At 39.4% G+C, this 22,813-nt stretch carries 19 protein-coding genes and 5 tRNA genes; 18 read left to right on the forward strand and 6 right to left on the reverse strand.

All coding sequences use genetic code 11. The features are described from left to right. Positions 1–65: 65 nt before the first annotated feature. The 7 genes from ACJ28U_RS04775 (at position 66) to ACJ28U_RS04805 (ending at position 3,494) form a co-directional block, all read left to right on the forward strand. Positions 66–138, forward strand: a tRNA-Phe gene (locus ACJ28U_RS04775). Between the two features lie 30 nt (positions 139–168). Beyond that, positions 169–239: transfer RNA gene (locus tag ACJ28U_RS04780), tRNA-Trp, on the forward strand. 13 nt (positions 240–252) lie between these two features. Further along, positions 253–325, forward strand: a tRNA-His gene (locus ACJ28U_RS04785). A gap of 44 nt (positions 326–369) precedes the next feature. Further along, positions 370–453 (forward strand) — tRNA-Leu (locus ACJ28U_RS04790). A gap of 52 nt (positions 454–505) precedes the next feature. Beyond that, positions 506–589 (forward strand) — tRNA-Leu (locus tag ACJ28U_RS04795). 449 nt (positions 590–1,038) lie between these two features. Beyond that, the gene (locus tag ACJ28U_RS04800; protein ID WP_407618556.1) at positions 1,039–2,061 is read left to right on the forward strand and encodes a dsDNA nuclease domain-containing protein; all 1,023 of its coding nucleotides are present in this window, start codon (positions 1,039–1,041) and stop codon (positions 2,059–2,061) included. Then, positions 2,058–3,494, forward strand: a complete 1,437-nt coding sequence (locus tag ACJ28U_RS04805; RefSeq protein WP_407618557.1) for a hypothetical protein — start codon at positions 2,058–2,060, stop codon at positions 3,492–3,494. Before ACJ28U_RS04800 ends, ACJ28U_RS04805 begins: the two co-directional genes overlap by 4 nt. Positions 3,495–3,853: 359 nt before the next feature. Here ACJ28U_RS04805 and ACJ28U_RS04810 read toward each other — a convergent pair whose 3' ends face one another. The 4 genes from ACJ28U_RS04810 to ACJ28U_RS04825 all read right to left on the reverse strand — a co-directional run bounded on the left by ACJ28U_RS04810 (position 3,854) and on the right by ACJ28U_RS04825 (position 6,463). Continuing rightward, positions 3,854–4,543 (reverse strand): hypothetical protein, encoded by a 690-nt coding sequence (locus tag ACJ28U_RS04810; protein WP_407618558.1) that lies wholly within the window; start codon positions 4,541–4,543, stop codon positions 3,854–3,856. A gap of 6 nt (positions 4,544–4,549) precedes the next feature. Next, on the reverse strand, positions 4,550–5,281 hold the full coding sequence (locus ACJ28U_RS04815; RefSeq protein ID WP_407618559.1) for a hypothetical protein: 732 nt from the start codon (positions 5,279–5,281) through the stop codon (positions 4,550–4,552). Positions 5,282–5,297: 16 nt separating this feature from the next. Beyond that, positions 5,298–5,990, reverse strand: a complete 693-nt coding sequence (locus ACJ28U_RS04820) for an ABC transporter ATP-binding protein (RefSeq protein ID WP_407618560.1) — start codon at positions 5,988–5,990, stop codon at positions 5,298–5,300. A 287-nt stretch (positions 5,991–6,277) separates the two neighbouring features. Further along, positions 6,278–6,463: a gallidermin/nisin family lantibiotic gene (locus tag ACJ28U_RS04825; RefSeq protein ID WP_407618561.1), complete on the reverse strand. Its 186-nt coding sequence runs from the start codon at positions 6,461–6,463 to the stop codon at positions 6,278–6,280. Positions 6,464–6,689: 226 nt separating this feature from the next. Between ACJ28U_RS04825 and ACJ28U_RS04830 the strand changes: the two genes are divergently transcribed. The 11 genes from ACJ28U_RS04830 to ACJ28U_RS04880 all read left to right on the forward strand — a co-directional run bounded on the left by ACJ28U_RS04830 (position 6,690) and on the right by ACJ28U_RS04880 (position 20,889). Continuing rightward, the gene (locus ACJ28U_RS04830; RefSeq protein ID WP_407618562.1) at positions 6,690–9,575 is read left to right on the forward strand and encodes a thiopeptide-type bacteriocin biosynthesis protein; all 2,886 of its coding nucleotides are present in this window, start codon (positions 6,690–6,692) and stop codon (positions 9,573–9,575) included. Next, positions 9,575–11,332: an ABC transporter ATP-binding protein gene (locus tag ACJ28U_RS04835; protein ID WP_407618563.1), complete on the forward strand. Its 1,758-nt coding sequence runs from the start codon at positions 9,575–9,577 to the stop codon at positions 11,330–11,332. Before ACJ28U_RS04830 ends, ACJ28U_RS04835 begins: the two co-directional genes overlap by 1 nt. Further along, a complete protein-coding gene (locus ACJ28U_RS04840) occupies positions 11,313–12,575 on the forward strand; it encodes a lanthionine synthetase LanC family protein (RefSeq protein WP_407618564.1) in 1,263 nt (420 codons plus the stop codon). Before ACJ28U_RS04835 ends, ACJ28U_RS04840 begins: the two co-directional genes overlap by 20 nt. A gap of 166 nt (positions 12,576–12,741) precedes the next feature. Then, on the forward strand, positions 12,742–12,969 hold the full coding sequence (locus ACJ28U_RS04845) for a hypothetical protein (RefSeq protein WP_010375182.1): 228 nt from the start codon (positions 12,742–12,744) through the stop codon (positions 12,967–12,969). Between the two features lie 111 nt (positions 12,970–13,080). Continuing rightward, complete coding sequence (locus ACJ28U_RS04850) at positions 13,081–14,085, forward strand: alpha/beta hydrolase (protein ID WP_407618565.1); 1,005 nt, start codon at positions 13,081–13,083, stop codon at positions 14,083–14,085. A 128-nt stretch (positions 14,086–14,213) separates the two neighbouring features. Next, positions 14,214–14,699 (forward strand): hypothetical protein, encoded by a 486-nt coding sequence (locus ACJ28U_RS04855; RefSeq protein WP_407618566.1) that lies wholly within the window; start codon positions 14,214–14,216, stop codon positions 14,697–14,699. Between the two features lie 67 nt (positions 14,700–14,766). Further along, positions 14,767–15,429 (forward strand): TetR/AcrR family transcriptional regulator, encoded by a 663-nt coding sequence (locus ACJ28U_RS04860; protein WP_407618567.1) that lies wholly within the window; start codon positions 14,767–14,769, stop codon positions 15,427–15,429. A 128-nt stretch (positions 15,430–15,557) separates the two neighbouring features. Continuing rightward, complete coding sequence (locus ACJ28U_RS04865; protein ID WP_407618568.1) at positions 15,558–16,898, forward strand: dihydrolipoyl dehydrogenase family protein; 1,341 nt, start codon at positions 15,558–15,560, stop codon at positions 16,896–16,898. A 162-nt stretch (positions 16,899–17,060) separates the two neighbouring features. Next, the gene (locus tag ACJ28U_RS04870) at positions 17,061–17,756 is read left to right on the forward strand and encodes a hypothetical protein (RefSeq protein ID WP_407618569.1); all 696 of its coding nucleotides are present in this window, start codon (positions 17,061–17,063) and stop codon (positions 17,754–17,756) included. 72 nt (positions 17,757–17,828) lie between these two features. Continuing rightward, positions 17,829–18,680: an alpha/beta hydrolase gene (locus ACJ28U_RS04875; RefSeq protein WP_407618570.1), complete on the forward strand. Its 852-nt coding sequence runs from the start codon at positions 17,829–17,831 to the stop codon at positions 18,678–18,680. 127 nt (positions 18,681–18,807) lie between these two features. After that, positions 18,808–20,889: an ATP-dependent Clp protease ATP-binding subunit gene (locus ACJ28U_RS04880; RefSeq protein WP_043708072.1), complete on the forward strand. Its 2,082-nt coding sequence runs from the start codon at positions 18,808–18,810 to the stop codon at positions 20,887–20,889. A gap of 42 nt (positions 20,890–20,931) precedes the next feature. Here ACJ28U_RS04880 and ACJ28U_RS04885 read toward each other — a convergent pair whose 3' ends face one another. Together ACJ28U_RS04885 and mmuM are read right to left on the reverse strand one after the other, a co-directional pair. After that, on the reverse strand, positions 20,932–21,591 hold the full coding sequence (locus ACJ28U_RS04885; protein ID WP_407618571.1) for a transporter substrate-binding domain-containing protein: 660 nt from the start codon (positions 21,589–21,591) through the stop codon (positions 20,932–20,934). Positions 21,592–21,829: 238 nt separating this feature from the next. Next, on the reverse strand, positions 21,830–22,786 hold the full coding sequence (gene mmuM, locus ACJ28U_RS04890) for a homocysteine S-methyltransferase (RefSeq protein WP_407618572.1): 957 nt from the start codon (positions 22,784–22,786) through the stop codon (positions 21,830–21,832). Between the last annotated feature and the right edge of the window lie 27 nt (positions 22,787–22,813).

Raw genomic sequence — 22,813 nt, forward strand, 5'->3', positions numbered from 1 at the left:
TGGTTAGGACGTTCGCCTGTCACGCGAAAGATCACGGGTTCGAATCCCGTTGTGACCGTTATAATGGCTCGGTAGCTCAGTTGGTAGAGCATACGATTGAAGCTCGTAGTGTCGGCGGTTCGATTCCGTCCCGCGCCATTGGAAGTGAATAACATTTACATCCAAAATAGGGGTATAGTTTAACGGTAGAACGACGGTCTCCAAAACCGTTGGTGGGGGTTCGATTCCCTCTACCCCTGCTTGACGATAATGGCGGTAGTGGTGAAGTGGTTAACACATCGGTTTGTGGTACCGACATGCGTGGGTTCGATTCCCATCTACCGCCCTTGAAAGTTATAACTTTCATATCATCAGATTAATATTAGATATGCCGTTGTGGCGGAATAGGCAGACGCGCTGGACTCAAAATCCAGTTCCCGCAAGGGAGTGTGGGTTCGACCCCCACCGACGGCATCGGAATCTTCGGGTTCCCATCAAGCTTAGGCTTTTATCTAATACTAATCATGCCGTTGTGGCGGAATAGGCAGACGCGCTGGACTCAAAATCCAGTTCCCGCAAGGGAGTGTGGGTTCGACCCCCACCGACGGCATCAAACATGAAAAACCTTGTGAAATTAAGGCGAGAGAAATGCTTCTCGATCCTTGAAATCACAGGGTTTTTCTTTTTTATCCTTGTGAAATTTCACAAACTTTTTGGCCCAAAATGGCCTATTTTAGTACTTTGTTGCAGCGTTGTTGCACAAAACGTGGTTATAAAGCCGTTCTTTTCGTAACTTTTGATTTTTAAAACGACTGTATCCGTTGGTACATAAGGGATTTGGCCATGTTCGACATACCCAAAAACCTCTGCAACACAAAATACAAAATAATTTGTATATGAAATGTATGTTTGATGACTCGTTCGGATTTGGTGGTTATATATGCAAATTTTTAGGATTGGTTTTGTGTTGCACGGTCATGCCTGAAAAACTATGCTTCACAAGCAATAACTGGTGTACGAGTGGTTTGTTATAATGTTCAGAAAAGGAGTTTTGAGAAAATGGTTGAATTAACAAATCGAAATGCAACTCCATCGGTTGTAGGTTTTCATTTTCAAGACTTGGTTGGTCTTATGCTGCTTCTCGATTTGGAAAAGGTTAAGAATATCAAAACAATCACAATTGAAGGCGAAGAAGATATAGAAATCAAAAATGTAGATTCCACGTTAGAATACTATCAATTAAAAGCTACGACAAAACCGTTTGAAGCGAAGATGACGAAGCCATTGAAGGATGCGCTTGTTTCGCTGAATGATGACTCAGTTCGTGCGACGGAGAATGGCCAAGACGTTGCGATGTTAGCTTACGTCTCAAATTCCAATAAACCATTAGGAATACAGAAAAATTCTGAGATATTTGCACAATCATATGGCAATTATCTTTTTGCAGATTTGCCAATTGAACAGCAAAAACAAATTACTAGATATTTACCAGATGGTTCAGTGATAGATTTAGATAAATTTCATGTTATGAAAGTCCATTTTGCAGGCTCCGATGAGCAAACAAGGCGAATAGAAGTGTCGAATAAGGTAACCGAGTTTGTAGGAGCGGCGGGACCGTCCGCTATTCATATGCGTGACCTGGAAAATGAATTGATTGCGCTAGTATCTCAGTCTGCAGAAGAAAAAAGAGCAGTCGTTTCTAAGGAAGACTTGCTTGCTCACGCGGTTGTGACTGAAATCTTTCAGACCCCTAATTGGGACGATTTTTTTGATCGATATGATGTTGATCCTGGTAACGAGGCGTATATAAAAGCAAAATACTCGGAGATGAATGAATTTATTTTGTCTAATTTCACTGTAGTATCGGTGATTAGACGGGACTACAATGATTTTATTAAGGTTAACCCGAACCTTCCCAGAAGAGAAAGGAAAATTAAATTTGTGAATGATCAAGTGGAATTGGTTAAATCTCGTCTGAGATTGACCGAAGAAAGAGACAACGATATCGCAAAATTGATTAGCGAAGTAGTAATTACAAGTGCTACTACTTATGACAAAGTGAAGGAGGTTGTTGGATTATGAGAATAGTAAAGCTACAAATTGATGATAAACAAGCAACCTTCGGGCAGAATACATTATTTCACAGCGGTAAGAACAGTTCTGGTAAGACAACGTTTATCCGACTGATTTTATTCGCGTTAGGTTTTACAATTCCAAGTACGAAAGGCTTGGACTTCACTAAGCTGGTGACTCGTATAGAATTAGTTGACGATGTTAAAAAAATTGTCCTGGTTCGCGAAGGTGTGAATGTGTCGCTATATGAGGGTGATGAAACTGTAAGAGAGTATAATGTACAGTATGAGCGACACGAACTATTGTCACATTTTACGGGTGTGACGAATGAAGCGCTATTGGATTCATTGTTAGGTACATTTTATTTTGATCAAGAAAAAGGCTGGACGCTGCTAAATCGTGGTGACACAATTGGACGAAATCATTTTAGCGTTGAAAAGTTTATTCAAGGCCTTCTGGACATTGATGAGTCGGAACTGAGAGATCGACTGACTCAAATTGAAACGGACTTACGAGGCTATCGACTTCTTGAAAAAAACATCCAGTTTAAAAATGATATTGCTGACAACCAAGATGATATTGATTGGACGTTGGTGGATGGATTGAATGACGATTTGCGCGCAATCGCCTTGCAAAAAGGTGTGTTTAAGAATGAAATTAATAGGCTTTCTGAAGCGAAGCGAAGTAATCAAAAATTGTTAGACATGATTGACGGCTTTGGACTTCAAGTGAATCATAAAGGTGAAGTGTTTTATCTGAGAAAAGATGAAATCGTTGGCGTTGAAGAAAACAACGGGTTGATTAATGCAAGAATCACAATGTTGAATCGACAATTGAGTGATTTGTTAGCACGAGAAGCAGAAACAAAGAAAAGGTTGAACTTGCAGACAGCCTTGTTTGATGTAACGACACAACTTGATAGGTTCAAAAATTCAGTTGCCAATTTAAATGTCGATGAAGCAACGATAAAGGGCATTATTAAGAGCTTGATGCAATCTCGAAAGAAGATAAAGGAGAAAATGCGGACAACATTACGGGATAATGGTGAAGTGAATAAGTTGTATTCACTGATTATTCGATATACAAGTTTTTTGGGAGTTGACGCTTACGTGGATCAAACGAAGGATTTTGTATTTACCGATAATTTGAAAGCATATAGTGGCGCTGTTCTGCACTTGTTAGTATTTTCATTTCGCCTAAGCTATTTGAAGTTAATGCAGGAAAAAACAGGAATAGTTTTACCGATAATTTTGGATTCTCCTTTTGGTAAAGAGGTTACCAAAGAGAATGTAACACTGATGTACAAATTGATTGCACAAGAATTTCCAGAGAATCAGGTAATTACTGCATCTATTGAAGATATTGAAGACATTACAATGGTCGATAAAAAATACTTCTTTAAAGACACCATGTTTAAATCATTGGATGATACTACTAAGTAGTATAAAATAACCCCTGACTCTAAGCCGTTTTTACGGTCAGAATCAGGGGTTATTTAGGTTAATCAAAGATAGACATTGCGAGTGCATCTTCGGCCTCTAGTTGGCTGTTGACATACACTTCCATAAACATTTGACCATTGCCTATAAGCACGTCCGCGGGCGCAAACTGTGAGTTCCCTACTGATGGTATGTCGCAAACAATACAAAATGAACCGTTTGAAACGTGGTATTCTCAGTTCAAGCGGATAATAATCTCGTGACGAGTGGATTTGATTAAGTGACAACAGAATAGGTAAGCAAATTACCGTAATTTCCACGCTCTGTCATGTGGTAGTTACGTGTTTCGATGTAGTCACGTACTAAGCTAAATTTTTAACTTTAGAAATCACGTAGTTAAGAGTGATTAGTACCAAATCCATAATTATGAAAATACTAATTCCAATCATAAAGTTTTTCGGAATAGACATTGTGTACATGGTAAACCGAATATTCCATGTAATTGGAATAAACAACATTGTTGTATCAAAGAGAGGTGTTCTAGCAATCAGAGAAATAACGATTGCTGCTAAACTAATAATGTAAGCAAATACCTCAGAAAAGTTTCTCGTTAAAATATACGAAATGGCTGATACCATGAACAAATTCAAAATATTAAAAGCAATTAAGTAAGAAAATGATTTATTAAATATCAAACCTAAGAATAAAATCATTAATGTGGTAATGAAAACATGGTATATCCAATTAAAAACTATTTGAGCGCTTCCCCACTCAAAGTAGGGATTTGAAAGGTGGTTAGTAATTAAGAAATTACCAGCTTTTTTATCTTGCCGAACTGACTGAATAACTGAATTTGATAACAGAAAAGGCGCAACAATTCCAGAAAAAAAGTCGATTACTAAGTATCCTTTCGTATAGTCAAGCATTGTAGATCCTGTAATAAGACGATACAATACGAGCATAATTCCTACTAAGAAATACGTACCGATAGTTACTGGTAGAATAAAATTTTTTTGTTTAAAAAATTCTACAGAAAAAATATTTTTTAACATTTACTTTTACCTATTCCTGTTATCTAAAAATTTAAGAACTATCTCGTAAATTAAAATAAATACAGTAAAAACTAGCAAACAGAATATCCATAACATAGAGTCATACTCATTTGTGGGCATTCCGTTACGGGATACTCCTGAGATATTAGCAATGGTCGATGAAAACAATGACCAAGGAGAATATAATGTTGGCAGCATTACAGAAAGTATGCCAAACGAAATTTGTAAAAGTCCTGCGATTAATACCCCAGCTACATGTATAGACATAAAGACTAAAGGAATCATCCAAAAAGCATATATCATAATGAATATAACAGGAATGAGAATAAGTTTGACATATCCGAAACCAGATGTGAGGGGTCCAAACAACAAATACAACAGAGCATAGCTCACTACTTCATAGATAATTAACGTTTTAAAAAACATCCAATATAAAGTTATAGTTAGAGCATGTGCGTATTTATAAATATTAAGAATTGATGTTCGAACGTGGAAACCATCACCTGCTTGTCGCTCTTGAACTATCTTTTCGTACACCAGTGCAAATGTTAATACAAAAATCCAAATAGTTGAAAAATTGTTTTGTACAGTAGCGAGCATTGTGGATGGTAATACAGAGTTGCTCCCCACAAACCAAATAACAGTAAATAAGGCTGCCAATAGGCCACCAAAAATTAAGGTCCGTTGCAAGCGTGCATGCCGTACTTTCAAGAGTTCCATGGAAATATAGTTGTACATAAACCCTCCCAGTAAGTTATCGATTGTATTGCTGATAGATTGATCGTAATTCTTCGGGAGAAGATACACCATTATCACTAGAAAATACTACATTACCTTTTTTAAGAATTGCAAATGAGTCGAATAGTGAAGATAACTCCGTAATTTGGTGTGTTGTAATCATTATCGTCATGCCTTCTTTTTTTAACCTAGCGATGATTTCTTTAAACTCTTCAACCCCATTAATATCTAACCCATTGGTTGGTTCATCTAGAATTAGAAATGATGGATTATGAATAATTGCCATTGCAATGCCTAGTCGCTGGCGCATGCCCAAAGAAAAGTTCTTAACTTTCTTTTTATGATTAGTATCATTAAGACCAACTTTTACAAGGGTTGCATCAATAGAGACATATGGTAAATCGTACAGCTTAACCATAATCATCAAATTTTCTCTAGCTGTCAAATTGGGATATAAAGCAGGTGATTCAATTAAAGCCCCAAAATCTTTTGAGACCTGCCGACTTAGTGGTTTTCCGTTGTATAGAAGTGACCCACTGAAATTTTTGTTCATTAAAAGAATACTTTTTAATAGGGTTGTTTTTCCGGCACCGTTATCTCCAAGCAATCCAAAAATTTGATTGGAGGGGATATTAAGTGAAACACCATTCAATATATTATTATGATGTTTTGAGACGTATATATTATCCAGTTGTAGTAAATTATCCATGTAAAATTCCTTGCGTATAAAGTAAAAAAAGGCAGTAAAGTGTTTATACTTTGCTGCCTTTTTTATCTATGACTGCTTATTAACATTAAACTAATGTTGAATCATAGTCTGCACATCTTCGCACATCACGACAATAATAGATATTCATTAATACAGGCTAAGGTATAAGTTCAACAATATATTATTGAATATGTAAGTGAGTGACGAGTAATTTTTGAATATGCTAATCCATCAGTCCTGTGTGACGAATACATAATCAACGAGTGTATTCATCACATACCTTCTACCTAGACAGCTGAAGATGAACTGATTACGCAATTGCAAGATGCAGTTTTGTTTTGGCAACCTTCCAACCAACCGGTCTTGCATCCAGGTGTGCAAAGAAAGTGACTAGTGATTTTTGACTCTTCCAAGCCAGTGGCGTTGTTCGTTGAGTCAACAAGACCCAAATCAAAATCAGTGAATTCAGACATTTTGAATTCCTCCTAAAAATTTATTGTGTCCGTAGTAAGATTCGAATTAAATATCGCTCTCCCTTTCGACAAATTCATACTAGCACTTGTAAAGATTACGTCAATATGTATTTTTTGACGAATTGATAATAAAAATATAAATAAAAGAATGAAAATAACAACATTTGTCATACTTACGTAACTTTGTTAAATTACCAAACAGTAAGTTAAAAAGAGGTAACCAATAGTGAAAGTATCGTTTCAAAAAGAAAATCAATTGATTAGAACCCATGTAAATGATGGATATGTATATATTAACAATGAGTTTGATGAGAAGATCATTACATATTATCAAAATCACAAAATATTGATGGAACAGTTACGAGTAGCAAATAAAAGTTTATTTAATAGTGTTACTGGGTATGACAAAACTAAAGTGAAACCGAAAAAAACTACCAAGATTGTAAATTCGTTGTCGAAATATTATCTGCGTTCGTTAACGAGAAGTACACCATTTGGACTTTTTAGTGGTGTTTACAGTTCAAAGTGGCCAACGAATTATCAGAGAAAAGAAATTTCCATCAGCTTCGAATGGTTATATAAATATCTAGAACAGTTTGTAAAAAAACATCCGGAAGAATTTTATTTTTCGACTAGTAGTTTTATTACTGAGGACAGTGAAAGAGTGATTTTGAATTATGGAGAGACTGGTAATGTTACACTCAAAAATTCAAGAGCTTTGAAATTATTACAGGAATTCACACTTGAATCACCGAAAAAATATAAAGAATTGATTACCTGGTTAGAATATAAATATGATTCAGAGGATTCTGAATTCTTTGATGGGTACCTGAGAAAGTTAATTGATAACGGTGTTCTCATTGTTGAAAAAATTATTTCAAAGGAGTCGACGATATTTGATTTAGAAAATAACCTTAAATCAATTAGTAACTGGAATGAAGAAAATTCAAAATTAAAAGAGTTGACGACGTTAATTCGATTATATGAACAATCTAAACTAGGTGAAGGTGTCAATCTATTCAATGATATCGATGACCTAATGCAGTCGATGGTACCTGTTGCAAAAGACGATTTGACCGTTAATCTTTACGGAAAGTATGGACAGGTAAATGAACTCAATGATGAGGTGATTTCTAATCTTAATCGTTTATTCACACATTTAATTAATGGAAGTCAGCCATACGATGAACTGTACGAATATCGGATGAAATTTTTAGAAAAATTTGGAGTCGATGCTGAAATTAAACTGGTGGACTTAATTAATCCCGTTTACGGTCTGGGAATGCCGGAGTATAAGGTAGATTTAGAGTCTTTTAGTAAGAAACAAACAAATCTTGTTCGAAACTTGTTTGATAGAGCTAAGCACAATAACAATAAAATCATTTTGACTGATAAACAATTAGATCAATTTGAAAATCCGAAAAATGTTCAAAACGTTTACCCCGGGGAGGTACTGTTTGAGCAATCAGGAAAAGATCATACCCTAACTCTAGGTGGAATCTTTGGATCAAAAACACAGCGTTCGTTATGGAGTAGATTTCATAATTTAGATGACATTAATATCCCTGAAAAAAGTACAACAGATAGGTTATTAGTAGGAGCAAACGCAGCACCAAAGAGAAAAGGGTTAATGGGAATTACAACAAATAAAAACTTTTTCGATTATGAATTAACCTTGAATATGCCCAAAACAATGGGGAAAAAACAGATCAACATAGATGATCTTCTAGTTGGATTTAATCAAAATAGTGGTGAACTATATTTGAAGCATTCTACCTCAGAGAAATTAATAGAATTAAAAGATTTGAACATGCTAAATCCTGATTTGAAAAATCCCATAATTAAATTATTAGGGCGCTTAGCCGAACAGAATTCGAACTGGTTCTTTAACCATCCGTTATTTCAACTTGCGGAAACAGAGACAATTGTTCCAGAAGTTTGGTACGAAGGTATACGACTAATCCGCAAGACGTGGCGATTACCATTTTATTTAGCATCTGGACAAACACCTGAATTATCAGAGTGGAAAAAAGAGTTTAAAAATCAGATTCAAGAATTGGGTATATCAAGGTTTGTAAGATCTGGCAATTCAGATGCGGTGTTCATTGTGGACACAACGAACGATAATTCCCTAGAGGTTTTGTATAAATCTTTAGTTGGTAGAAGTGAAGAAATGTATACTTTAAGTGCTTATTCAGAAGATGAGTGTATTAATAATGGGGAAATAATCGTTGAATATAATATCGATGATTATAATTTTGATTCCAAACATAATATTATTCGCCAAAAACCGGTGTTTTCTAAAGATGAACTGACCACGCCAAAAACAATTGAAGACGGATGGGTCTTTATGGATTTGGAGTTTATAACTGTTGAAAAACGAGATTACTTCGTAGAAAAAGAGTTAAAAAACTTGTTCAACATAATGTCAGACGATGGAGATAAACAATTTTTTATCAGATATCAAAATGGTGCTACACCAAGCGTGCGTTATAGAGTAAAAACATCAAACGGTTATCAAGCATTTAAAAAGATATATCCCGAAATTTTGAAATTACATTCTGATGCCAAAATTTCTAGTCATTCATTGCTTCCGTATTATCCTGAAACGCATCGTTACGGTTCAGACGCCAATATCTCTACTATCGAATATGCATTTTCAAGCGAGTCAAAATATATTTTGGAAAAGATAGACAACGATGAACAGTCTAAAATGATTGTTTTACTTACTCTAATGAAACAGGTTGTACATGCGCTTGGATATACAGCAACTGAAATGAAAAGTGCGATGGAAAAGTTTTTTGATTTAAAGCCTGCAAACAATGAATTTGGTAAACGATGGTTGCAAGATAATAAGACACTTGTAAACAAATTTGTTTCAGAATGGGAAACAGTTCAGAATTTTGATAGTGATAATATCAAAGAACGGGAGCTCAACCTAAAAAAAATTAATCTAACTGTTCTGGATATTGATCAGAAAATGAATTTAATTTCTGGGATTTGGCACATGACTTTCAATAGACTAATCGCTATAGACCGCGAAAAAGAGAATAACACGTTATTTGTTTTTTATAAGATATTATGCTCAGTTGTTTATATGGAGAATAAGTAATGTTGAGATTATTTATTAAATCGTATTTTGAGATACTTAAAGTTAACTGGTTTGCTAGTGGATGTGTTCTTTTTTTAAATATAACAATGGGCTTATACCCGGTAGTATCGGCCATTCTAATTCAATCGATTATTAATAATTTGGTAAGTCATTCCAACGAAACAGGTAGTTGGGTTAGCTTTCTGATAGCGTACATCGTTCTAATTATCGTGATGAATGCAGCGGAAGGCATACTGATGTATGCAAATGGATATTTATCAAATAACGCAGCGTTTGTTGTTGAGCAAAAAATTCTTACAAGGACACGTGGATTATCACTAAATGATTTTGAATCGAATAGTACGTACTCAACGATTGAAAAATTAGTTAATGAAAGTGTTGCTAAACCCTTTTCAGCCTTTCAAGACATTAATTCAATGATTAAATCAATTGTGGCCTTATTTTCGGGTGCAACATTTTTGTTGTCTGTTAACAGTATCTACATGGTTGCCATTATTGCGATCAATATTGTAGCTTTGCCGATATTAATAAATCTTGCTAAGCGAGGATTTAAAATTCAATGGGATCGAGCAGAAGATGAACGTAAGGCTTGGTATTTTAAATATTTGTTAACGCATGAATTTTCAATTAAAGAAGTAAAAATGCAAAATTTATTTCCTTATTTTTTTTCTAGGTATAAGGAATTGAAAACAATGTTCATCAGACAAAATTTGAAAATATTGAAAAATCTCAGTGTTTTCAATTTGGTCTATGAAACGATGATTTCTGCTGTAACTCTAGTAATAATAACTTCAGTAATTATAAGTATTGCATCAGGTAAAATACTTATAGGTTACTTAACTAGTGTAAGTCAGGTTACAACAAGTTTTAGTAGCAATGTTAAATCAATGGTTAATACTGTATATACTATGACTTTCGACGTTGCGACATTAAAAAAATTATACGATTTCATCGAAACTGATATCCAAGTTACTACAGAAATTTTAGATACGATTGAAAGTATCAGTACTATTGAATTCAAAGACGTTAGCTATAAATACGGAGACTCGTTAGTGCTGGATAACATAAATTTTGAAATCAAGCCAAACCAGGTTGTTGCATTAGTTGGGGAAAACGGTTCGGGTAAAAGTACATTAGTTAAGTTGGCAGCTGGGTTGTATAAAACTCAAGAAGATGCTGGAGAAATTTTGGTTAATGGATCGTCACTGAACAAATACGACTTTAACTCGTACAGAGCCCGGGTCAGTGTTTTGTTTCAGGATTTTGTTAAGTATGAACTCACACTGAAAGAAAATATCGCTTTAGGCGATGTTAATGAAATTGACAATGATAGCAAAGTAGAAGACAAAGTAGAAAAACTACAAAAATATCTGGGACCTACAAAATCTGACCAACAACTAGGAGTGTGGTTTGAAAATGGTAGACAACTTTCAGGAGGTCAATGGCAGTCTGTAGCCTTAAGTAGAGCCTATATGCCTGATAATGCAAACTTGTTCATACTTGATGAGCCAAATTCCGCCATGGATAAAATTAAAGAGGATGCACTGTTTGATGAATTCAACAAATTTATCAAATCAAATTATGGAAAGATGGGGCTGTTCGTATCGCACACACTAAAATTTGCCCAACACGCAGATACTATTATTGTTTTGAATAACGGGAAAATCGATGGTGTTGGCGACCACGATGAATTGTTAAAATCCAGCCTGACATACAGGAAAATGTGGGAGGTTGAATATGGCGTTGCAGCGCAGTAAACAAGAAATCATCGACGATTTATCATCAAAATTAGTGCATTTAGATGTCGAAAAGGACTTAACAAAATTAGCGCAGCACGGTTTAAAAATTCAGTACGATCATACTGAGTATGATGTCTGGCAAGAAAATAGTTTAATGGGAGGTAGATTTGGTATTCTTTCAATGATGCTGAGAATCGATGAATTTGATGAAGCAATTTTTAAATATCAATTCAATAACGCTTTAAAGAGTGTTAACCCTAAACAGGGACTTTCAATTTTTGATGGACTTGCTGGCGTGGGAAATACGATGATCGGTACAAAAAAATATGACTTTACCAATGTCGTTAGTCAAATAGAATTATATATAGATAAAATTATTAACGATCTGTCAAACGATATACCTGATTCAATGATCGAACATGGATACGGGCTAGCAGGTATTGGGCAATTTTACTTACAAAGATATGATGTTGGGGAGAATGTGGTAAAACAGATAATTTCTCTTCAAAATTATTATATTTCGAGATTTGGTGATGATACTAATTCAGACAATCTTATAAAAGATTGGGCATTTTCGACACTTGGACAAGAAACTAGAGATATCAATTTATCGGTGTCCCATGGATTGGCTGGGGTTATGATTTTCTTAATTGATTCCACTATTAGAGTCGGTAGTAATCAAAAATTGGACAATCTAATAACCAAAATTGGGGAATTGATAAGCAAATATTCGATCTGGGATGAGACTAATAATTTTAGACTGTATGCCACTAACTTGTCGAATGACACAGATATCCATAATGTTGTACGAAATGATAGTTGGTGTTACGGCACATCAGGATTTGAAATTGCGATGTTAAAATATGCCATCTTTAATAAGGATACTGTTGCTGCTGAAAAATGCTTACAATCTCTAAAATACGTTATTGAACATTCAGCCTACGTAAGAAGTTTTTCTATATGCCACGGGTTAGCAGGCCTAGTGTTTATCGGCAACATCGTGAATAACGCCTTAGGGTACCCATATATAGATGTTTCTGAGGCAGAAGAGAGAATTATTGCAGGTTACACCGACGATGATTACTTCGGATACGCTGATCACAAACTTGGAGTGGTTGGCGATGAAGATAATCTCACAACCGATTTAGGCATGCTGACGGGAGTGTCAGGTATTCTATATGCGTTGTCCGAGCCTAATTATTACAATGCCTTTGAGTACGCGATGGGTATGAATATGACTGGTTATGAATTTTTGGTGTAAATAAAAGTTAATTATTTTAGATTCGTTTCTGCATTGTGAAATTCCACAAACTTTTTGATCCAGTTATTGCAAAAAAGTAGTTATAAAATGGTACGAGTATTGGTGGCGGAGTAGTATGACATGAATGGCAAATATATGTGGATTATGAATGTAATAGGGGGAAGTTATGGAAAAGGCGAACGCGATTAGGAAAACAGCGAATCATGATATTTTAGTATTAGCGGCGGTGGTGATGCCGAGCTTAATCTTTCCGCGGACGTTTCGCGGATTTGTGATTGTAGCACTATGTTATCTGGCGTTTTGTATCTTTATTTACGCCGTGTACTTTGTATTTTTAAAATATACCAAAATGGGGTTGTCTCGAGTTGAAAAGTATTATCGATTAGATGAATAGGGTTAGATAATTACCTCACGAAAAGTATCAATAAACAATTAAAACAATGTCATAAAGTGCCCGATACCGTATCCGAAAGCGATTAAAATGCTGGTGAGGGGGTATTTAACAATGGCAAAAGATGAATTTACTAAGAGGTACCGACCTGGTACAACGACCTCGGGCTATCTAGATGATCGGGCTAAAGCCGAAATCAGCGCGGCGGGACCAAGTTTTGATCATCAACCAACACCGGATGAAATTCGCGCGGTGATGGGGTGGCCTGCTGCTCATCATGAAGCGGTCAATGAATTGACAGTACGGGCCCATAAAATTGTCGGGGTGTCAGTGACTGAATTTGTGCAACAACGATATGATGACCGAGTTTTACCGACTGTTGTTTTCATTCACGGGGGCGCTTTTGTTGGCGGAAGCGTTGCGAATGTGACGCCAATTCTGCAGCAAATGGCGGATGCCGGGGCGCTACGAGTTTTTGCGCTTGATTATAGCTTGGCGCCGGAGCAACCATTCCCGGCAGGATTGTTAGATGTATATCGCGTAGTTGTGGCATTGCATCAAACGGCAAAACAATATGGGATTGATGAAACGCAATTATCATTAGCGGGCGATTCAGCCGGTGGTAACCTAACCTATACGGTAGCCTTGCTTGACCAGAAGTTACAGTTGAATTATTTGCATAAATTAGTCGCGCTGTATCCGGCTGTTTACAATGGCCATGATGCCGAAAAGGAAATGGATTTTTCGAATATCCAGGCATATGGTGCCCAAGCTGACCAAGCGTTGATTGCGCAGTACATTGCGTCATTTAGGGAAAGTACGTTAATTTCAGATTGGTATCTCCAAGGCGTTGATGATGAGCAAATGGCGGTTTCGCCGATCAATGCGCCAGCGGCAATGCTTGCTGAGTTACCGGCATCATTGCTAATCATCGGTGAGTTTGATCCGCTCCGTTTAGAGGGGGAGGCTTTCTTCGAACGGGTACGTGATGCGGGTGGGACTATCGCTTACATCCGTTACGATGGCATGGTACATGCATTTGTAGACAAAATTGGCGACTATCCGCAAGCCAATCAAGCGGTGTTAGACTTGGTAGATTTTGTTTTAGCTGAATCGTGATTGTGTTAAAAGTTATATATACTGGATATGAGGCATTCGAGAGATTGAATGTCTTTTTCATTGCAAAAAATTGGTGTTAAATTAGTAATTAATGGTTTTCGGATCGAAAAATAAGGGAGGCCAAGAAAATGGCAAAGCGACCAGAAACGATTGCGCTTGAAAATTGGTTATTCGCGCGCCTTAATCCGCGAGGTAAGGGTCGAGTTAGTGCTTACGGGGCGACTGAAGTGACCTTGTCAACGGATGCCTCGGCAAACAAATTGGGCAAAGGTCGCAAGAAGGCTGGCTATCAAGGTCGGGTTGATTTCATCAGTATCGATACACAACGAATAGTGCGAGCTTACGAAATTAAGGTATCGATACAAGATTTTCGCACACAAGCAATGAAATCATGGGTGGGCCATTATAATTATTTGGTGACAACCGACGAATTAGCCGACAAACATCGTGATGAAATTCTGGCGACGTTACCAGATGGCATTGGCTGGTTAACACCCACACAGACAGTGCGTCGGCCAAAACGACACGCTTTGCAAATTGATGAGACGTGGTTGGTGTGGTTAATGATGCGCCGCAATGCGATGGTGGTCCGTGATAGTCGGTTACAGGACTGAGCCGGAGAAGCGAAAAATTTGATACAATAACAGGAATACATATAATGAATGGGAGCGCGAAGGAATCATGGGACGGCAACGGAATGAAGAGACAATTAAACAGATTCGTCGCGCTGTTTGGCAACTCTTTCTGGCGAAGGGATATGGGAAAACGTCTTTCTCTGACGTTGCCCAGACTGCACAACTGAATCGTTCGATTGTCCAATATTACTTTGCGAAAAAAGAAGATTTCTCAAATATGTTAATGGCCCAAGTTTCGGAACAGGTACTAGTCGTAGTCGATCAACACTTTCCAGATGCGAGTCGACTTGAGCGCTATTATTTAGCTAGTCAGTTGTATTTTGCTGTTTTTTGGCACCCAGAATTGCGTCATTTACTTAAAGAAATTCTCGAAAACCGCAAATTGGCGGATGAGTCGATGTACAACCAGGTGATTTGGTCAGTAAATATATTGACTGATGCAGTTGATGAAGCTAAATTCGAGGCCGCTTATATTGATGTGGTGGATGCCTGGGGTGGCTTTGCAGAAGTGATGTACTATTCATTGCAACATGATCGTCAAGTTGATTTGGCGCGTGGCCTTAAACGATTGGTACCCTTAATTGCGATGGTTGCGGGTTACGAAGCGACCGTGTGTGACCAAGTTGTTGCGACACATACCTTAACGGCCGAACAGCGGGATGAATTGCGCGATCGTATTTTACAACAAATAAACCAAGAGAATAATTAAGGAAAACCCTTTGGCTGTTACTTGGCAGCTGAAGGGTTTTTGTTTGACCTGCTAAAAAGTTAGTGATAAAGTTATCAATAAGCATTACTTGGTATGCGTACAGGAAAAAGAAAGTTGGGGTATTAATCATGAAATACGACGTTATTTTTATTGGTAGTGGTCATGCTGCTTGGCACGGTGCACAAGAATTGGCACGTGCAGGTAAGCGCGTTGCGTTAATCGAGCAGGAGAAAGTGTCTGGTACATGTACCAATTTTGGCTGCAATGCTAAAATTTTGCTCGATGGACCGGCGGAATTGTTACATCACTTGCACAATTACCACGGTATTGGGATGAACGATGCGGTGAACATTGTTTGGCCTGAATTGATGGCCTACAAGCACCAAGTTATTGATCCAATGGATGAAGCGATGGCGCAAATTTTGGCAGTCGATGGCATTGATATTATTTTTGGGCACGCATCATTTGTTGATGAACACACGATTACGGTTAATGACGACATGTACACGGCTGATAATTTTGTGTTGGCGATGGGGCAACGACCAGCCAAGCTGCCAGTTGCGGGTACTGAATTAACGCATGACAGCAAGGATTTCTTAGATTTGCCAGAAATGCCTAAGTCAATGATTATGATTGGAGCTGGCTTTATCGGGATGGAGTTTGCGTCGATTGCGCAAGCTGCCGGTAGCGATGTCACGATTGTTGAATATGCTGACCGGGCATTGGCTAATTTTGATGCAGACTACACCAACCGAGTAGTTGAATTGATGACGGCTAAAGGCATTAAATTTGCGTTTAATAATGCGGTTGAACAGATTTCACAAGACGGTGACGTGTTCAGTGTGAAAACGGCACAAGGCAACACCTTCCAAGCGGACATGGTCTTTGATACAACTGGCCGCGTACCAAATACCGACGATATGAATTTAGCGTCAATTGGCGTTGAGACTAATCGTGGCGGTGTCGTTGTGAATGATCACATGCAAACGACGGTGACGCATATTTACGCCAGTGGTGATGTCGTTGCGAAGACAACGCCACGTTTGACGCCAACGGCTACATTTGAGTCATTGTATATTGCGGACGTTTTGTTAGGTCAAACAACCGCAGCGATTGCATATCCAGCAGTGCCATCAGTGACGTTTACGTTGCCACGAATGGCGCAAATTGGGGTATCAACTGCTGAAGCGGCTGACTCAGATGAGTATAATGTCTATGATATTAACTTTGCACAATTGGGAATGTTTGCCAGCCATCACGACACGGAAGCCAAAGTGAAGATTGTGTTGAACCAACAAAAACAGTTGGTCGGGGCTGCATTGATTGGGGATGCAGCGCCGGAACTTGTGAATACGTTGGTGCCAATTATCAACCATAAGTACACGAAGGCGGACTTGAATAAGACGATTTATGCCTTTCCAACACCGTCAGCGATGTTGCCGATGTTGTTGGCTAATTTCTTAGCATAATAAGTTTACATAGAAAGCTCGGTGAGAACCGGGCTTTTTAATTTGAGAATAACTATTTTTTAACGAGCGGTTAAGTATATGTTATTAAGTGAATTAGTATACATAAGTATGATTAACGAGATGCATAAATGTCGGTTAAAAAATGGAAGGAATGAAGTAGGGATGCTAGAAAAGATTATGGCAGTGTGTAAGTCAAAGTGGGTGTTGGGGTTATTGGTAGTTGGCGTGTCGGCTTCAGCTGCCGTAGCGGCTTCGGCTGCGGTTTCCGGTTGGAATGGTGCAACTAATATGAATACGGTTAATCAGGTGCTTGGCCAATTGGATGGTATGTTGACGAACCGTGAGAATCAGGTAAAGCAACTTAAAGCAGACCTGAAGGATGCGGACGCAACGATTGCAACGTTGACGCAACAACGCGACGCTGCGAATGCGAAGTTAGCGACGGCACAACAGGATTTGTCAGCAGCACAACAAGCCGTGGCATCATTAACAAGTCAATTGAATCAGGCTAAAACTGAAAATGACAGCTTACGTGGTCAATTGGATGAAAAGATAAAAGAAATTCAACAAAAAATTGCGGATGGTAACCGTCAAGTTGAATTGAAGCAACAAGAAGTTGATCGTTTAAGTGCGCAGGTTGGCAGTTTAAATGGGCAATTGGGTAATTTGCAGAACCAATTGACGAACGTCACGAATCAATATAATGATTTGCAACATGCATCACACGCGCAAATTAGTTCGCTATCATCAGAAGTTGATGATTTACGTAATCAATTACGGGCGGCTGAACAAGATGCGCAAAATACAGCGGATAATGCACAGAATATTTTGGCAAAGCACAACAATACGAACGTCTAAAATGGACATTTTGGATGCAGTTCCTCGCAGATTTTGGGTTAAGTAGTAAACTGATGCTAAGGGGGATGCCAAATGAAAAAATGGATGAGTACAATCATTGCGTTAGTGGCGATAGTTGGCGTTGCATTTGGGCTACATCAGTCGCTGAAATTGAAGCGTGATACAGCAAAGTATACCTATTCTAATGTGCCAACACTCTTCATTCACGGGTATGGTGGCACTTTGAATTCGACGAAAGACTTAGTCCGTGCAGCGGAAAAAGCAGGCGCGGCAAAGAAAATGTTAACGGCGCGTGTTACGAAGGATGGTCAAGTGAAGTTGTCGGGCCATTGGGATAAGAATAAGTACAATCCAATGGTTCAAGTTGTTTTTTCGGACAATCGTAATGCAGATTTTCATACGGATGCGAAATGGATCAAACACGTCATTGTGGCCTTGCAACAGCGCTATGGTATTAAGTCGTTTAATGCGGTCGCCCATTCAATGGGGAATTTGGGGTTGCTGACGTATGAAATGACATATGGTCAGGATAAATCGTTACCGCAATTGCGCAGACAAGTGAATATTGCGGGGCATTTTGATGGCATTCTCGGTTTGGATAAAGAGGTTGCCGATAATACGCTGGATGCACAAGGCAAGCCAACGAAAATGGTATCGTATTATGAATGGTTATTGGCTCATCGGGATAATTATCCTGACCAACAAGTGGCGGTTTTGAATATGTATGGTGATTTACATAATGGTAGCCACTCAGATGGACGTGTCACGACAACGTCAGCGAAGTCGCTGCGTTATCTGTTAGGAAATCGGCCAAAATCGTATCGTGAGAAAGAAATTGTTGGGCCAAATGCACAACATAGTAAGCTACACGAGAATAATCAAGTTGTTAATCGGGAAATGATTAATTTCTTGTGGGGTAAATAAGGGAAAGGGTGGCGTATAAACGTCGCCTTTTTTTACACGTTAAATTAGCACTTATCGATTATGAGTGCTAAAATAATGGTATCGAGGAAATTGCTTTGAAGAATAGTCATGAGGGAGGCTGTTTATTATGGCACAAGAACCATTTGGTTTTTCAAATATTGATGATATTTTTAGGATGATGAATAACGAAGCGGCACGTAATCAAGCTGCACAAATGCGTCAAGGACAGGATCCGCGCGCACAACGGTCGGGTAACGGCGGTAATGGTAAGCGTGGCATGTTAGACCAATACGGGATTAACATGACCGAATTAGCGCGCCAAGGAAAGATTGATCCGGTTATCGGTCGTGATAAAGAAATTGCCCGGGTCATTGAGATTTTGAACCGGCGCACGAAGAATAATCCCGTGTTAATTGGTGAGGCTGGTGTTGGAAAGACTGCCGTTGTCGAAGGACTAGCACAAGCCATCGTTAATGCAAAAGTACCAGCTAAGTTGCAAGGCAAGGAAGTCATTCGTTTGGATATGGTTTCTTTGGTACAAGGGACGAGTATGCGTGGTCAATTTGAAGAGCGCATGCAACAATTAATGACGGAAGTATCTGAACGAGATGATGTCATTATTTTCATTGATGAAATTCACGAAATCATGGGAGCTGGTACGACTGGGGATGGCTCAATGGATGCCGGCAATATTTTAAAGCCGGCATTGGCCCGCGGTGAATTCCAATTAGTTGGTTCAACGACGCTAAACGAGTATCGTAAAATCGAGAAGGATGCGGCGGTCGCCCGTCGTTTCCAAACGGTTCAGGTTAATGAACCGTCAGCGGATGAAGCACTACAAATTTTGCAGGGTATTCGTGGCCGCTATGAAGATTATCACAAGATTAAGTATACGGACGACGCGTTGGCGGCAGCAGTTGACCTTTCAAATCGTTACATTAATGACCGTTTCTTGCCTGATAAGGCCATTGATTTGATTGATGAAGCTGGTTCGCGTAAGAATTTGACGGTGAAGGTTGCTGATCCAGCTGAAATTGAAAAGCAAATGGCAAATGCTGAAAAGCAAAAGCAACGCGCCGTTGATAACGAAGATTTTGAAAAAGCCGGTTACTGGCGTGATCAGGTCAACCAGTTGACGTTGCAACTTGAGGCTGTTAAGCAACAAGCGCCGCAAAATGAGCGGGCGCAACAAGTCACCGTAGCAGATATTCAGCAAATTGTTGAAGAACGGACTGGTATTCCCGTGGGTGAATTGGCCGAGTCTGAGCAAAATCAATTGCGTAATCTTGGGGAACACTTAGCTGCCCATGTTATTGGCCAAAAGGAAGCCACAGATAAGATTGCCCGTGCAATTCGTCGTAATCGTGTCGGATTTAATAAGACTGGTCGACCAATTGGTAGTTTCTTATTTGTTGGACCAACTGGTGTTGGAAAGACGGAAACAGCCAAGCAACTAGCCAAGGAACTATTTGGTTCGTCAGATAATATGATTCGCTTTGATATGTCAGAGTACATGGAAAAACAGTCGGTTTCAAAGCTGATTGGAGCGCCAGCTGGTTACGTCGGATATGAAGAGGCTGGATTACTAACCGAAGCAGTACGCCGCCAACCATATTCATTGGTTTTGCTAGATGAGGTTGAAAAGGCGCACCCAGATGTAATGAATATGTTCTTACAGGTGTTGGATGACGGCCGTTTGACGGACTCGCAAGGTCACGTGGTATCGTTTAAGGATACGATTATCATCATGACATCAAATGCCGGCACGGGTGATAAGACAACGACGGTTGGATTTGGGGCCAGTGCTGGGCAGGCAACGGCTGATTTGCAAGCCAAGTTAGCGCCGTACTTTAAGCCAGAATTCTTGAATCGCTTTGACGACATTGTGTCGTTCAATGCGTTGACCAAGGATGACTTGACGCAAATTGTTGATTTGATGTTGGCTGATATGAATACAGCGATTGCAGTTCAAGGATTACACCTTGATGTCTCACCGGAAGCAACGGAGAAGTTGGTAACGTTAGGCTATAACCCAACGATGGGGGCTCGGCCATTGCGCCGTGTCATCCAAGAGCAATTGGAAGATCGGGTAGCTGATTTCTATTTGGATAATCCAGATGTTAAGCAACTCCAAGCAACCGTTGTTGATGATGCCATTACAGTGACTGCCGAATCGGTAGCGCCCGCAACGGTAACAACAGAAGAGTAAAGAAAAATACCTGATCGGTTATGCCGGTCAGGTATTTTTTGCTTATTTTTTAGTTAAATCAGCGCCGAAGTACTTCTCTGAAAGCTGCTTCATGGTGCCATCTTTTTCTAACTTGCGTTGTGCTTGCGAAATCCGCTTAGCCAATTGCTTATTGTGCTTATTTAGCATTGGTGCAGCCGTTGTTTGGCCTAGCGCATTTGTTACCGTTGCTTGCAAATTGGTCTCAGGGTGGACTTTCTTGTAGGCAGTCCACGAATCTTGTGAATTAAGGACCACATCGGCTTTACCGTTGGCAACTAATTCTAGTTGTTCAGCGAAGCCAGGGGCAGCAACAATTTGAGCACCCGCTTTTTTGGCCGCCTGACTAAAGTTGGAAGAAGTCGTCTCAGCAGCTCGCTTTCCCTTTAAATCAGCGTAAGTTTTGATATCAGACCCCTTCTTGGTAATCAAAACCGACTTCGTGAATAAGTATTCGCGCCCGAATGTGTAGGCTTTTTGTCGCTCAGGTGTAATCGACATATCGTTGTATACGACGTCATATTTCTTAGTATCCAGGCCGGAAATCAAAGAATCAAATTTAGTTTGCACAAAGACGGGCTTCAGTTTGAGCTGCTTTGCCACGTCTTTTGCTAACGCTACTTCAAAGCCAGAAAGTTTACCTGACTTTGTGCGGAATGAAAATGGGGCGAAACCGCCCTCCAAACCGACTGTTAGTTGTCCCTTATGAATAACGTTAAGGTGACCGACTGTTGCAGCACTAGCGTTTACAAACGCTGGCGCTGAACAATGTCCCTGCAGCTAAGCCAACAAGTGCTAATTTGTAATAATGCTTGTACATGTGTTCGACACGCCCTTTCAAAAGTATGCCGTCATTCTAGTCTTGTAATATTACCGGTGTCAAAAAAATAAAAACAGTCTGGTTTAGGGGAGAAATTAACCGCTAGTTGCCTGTTAAGACGCCGGCGATTTCTGCAATGTCGGCAGGTGCTGTGCGGCAGCAACCGCCAATGATGGTAGCCCCCTTTGCTTGCCAAAGTGGCACCAAATTTGTGAATGACGTGGCGTGTTCGTTTTCTTGCCAAGTTTTTGTGGCTGGGTCATAAATATCCCCATTGTTAGGGTAGATGATAATGGGTTTATCGGTGTACTCCTTAATCAACGCAACTGCATCGGCAATGTTTTCCATGGCGGTACAGTTGATACCGATGGCACTAATTTGATCGACGTCGCTAAATGCTTGGACAGCTTCTGACAATGGTGTGCCATCCCAAAGCTCGCGACCGTTATCGTTAATGCTAAATGAAATCCAAGCATGTTGCGTCGGAAACTCAGTTTGTAGTAAATCGACTAGCGCTTGTACTTCCGTAAATCTAGGTTGGGTCTCAAAAGCAAAACCGTCAACCCCGGCGGCGTCCAGTAGTTGCATGCGACGACGGTGGAAATCTTTGAAGGCTGTCTGCGATAAGTCGTACTTGCCGGTGTATTCGCTACCATCAGCCAGATAAGCGCCGTACGGACCGATACTACCGATGACTAGGGGATGTGCAGCGCGTCGTGATCGTTCAGTGATTGAGAGACCAGCATAGTACGCTTGGCGCGCTGTAATAGCTAATGTCGCGCTAGCCGTGATCATTGCCTCAGCTTCGTCAGTTGTATAGCCCGCTGCTTCAAATGCAGGCACGTTTGCTTGATACGAGTTAGTGATTGCAACATCAGCCCCTGCCTTGAAATAACTAGTGTGCACGTCAATGATGGCCTGTGGATTATCACGTAGGGCTGTTGCCGACCAAAGTGCAGTGTTTGTTGCAATGCCACGCTTTTCAAGTTCTGTGGCCATTGCGCCATCAAGAACCAGATAACCGTTCTGCTGAATGTTTTCTGAAATAAGATCTGTCATGAATTTTACCGTCCGTATTGCTTATTT

Source organism: Weissella sp. MSCH1 (assembly GCF_045799135.1).
In the GTDB taxonomy this organism is placed as follows: domain Bacteria; phylum Bacillota; class Bacilli; order Lactobacillales; family Lactobacillaceae; genus Weissella.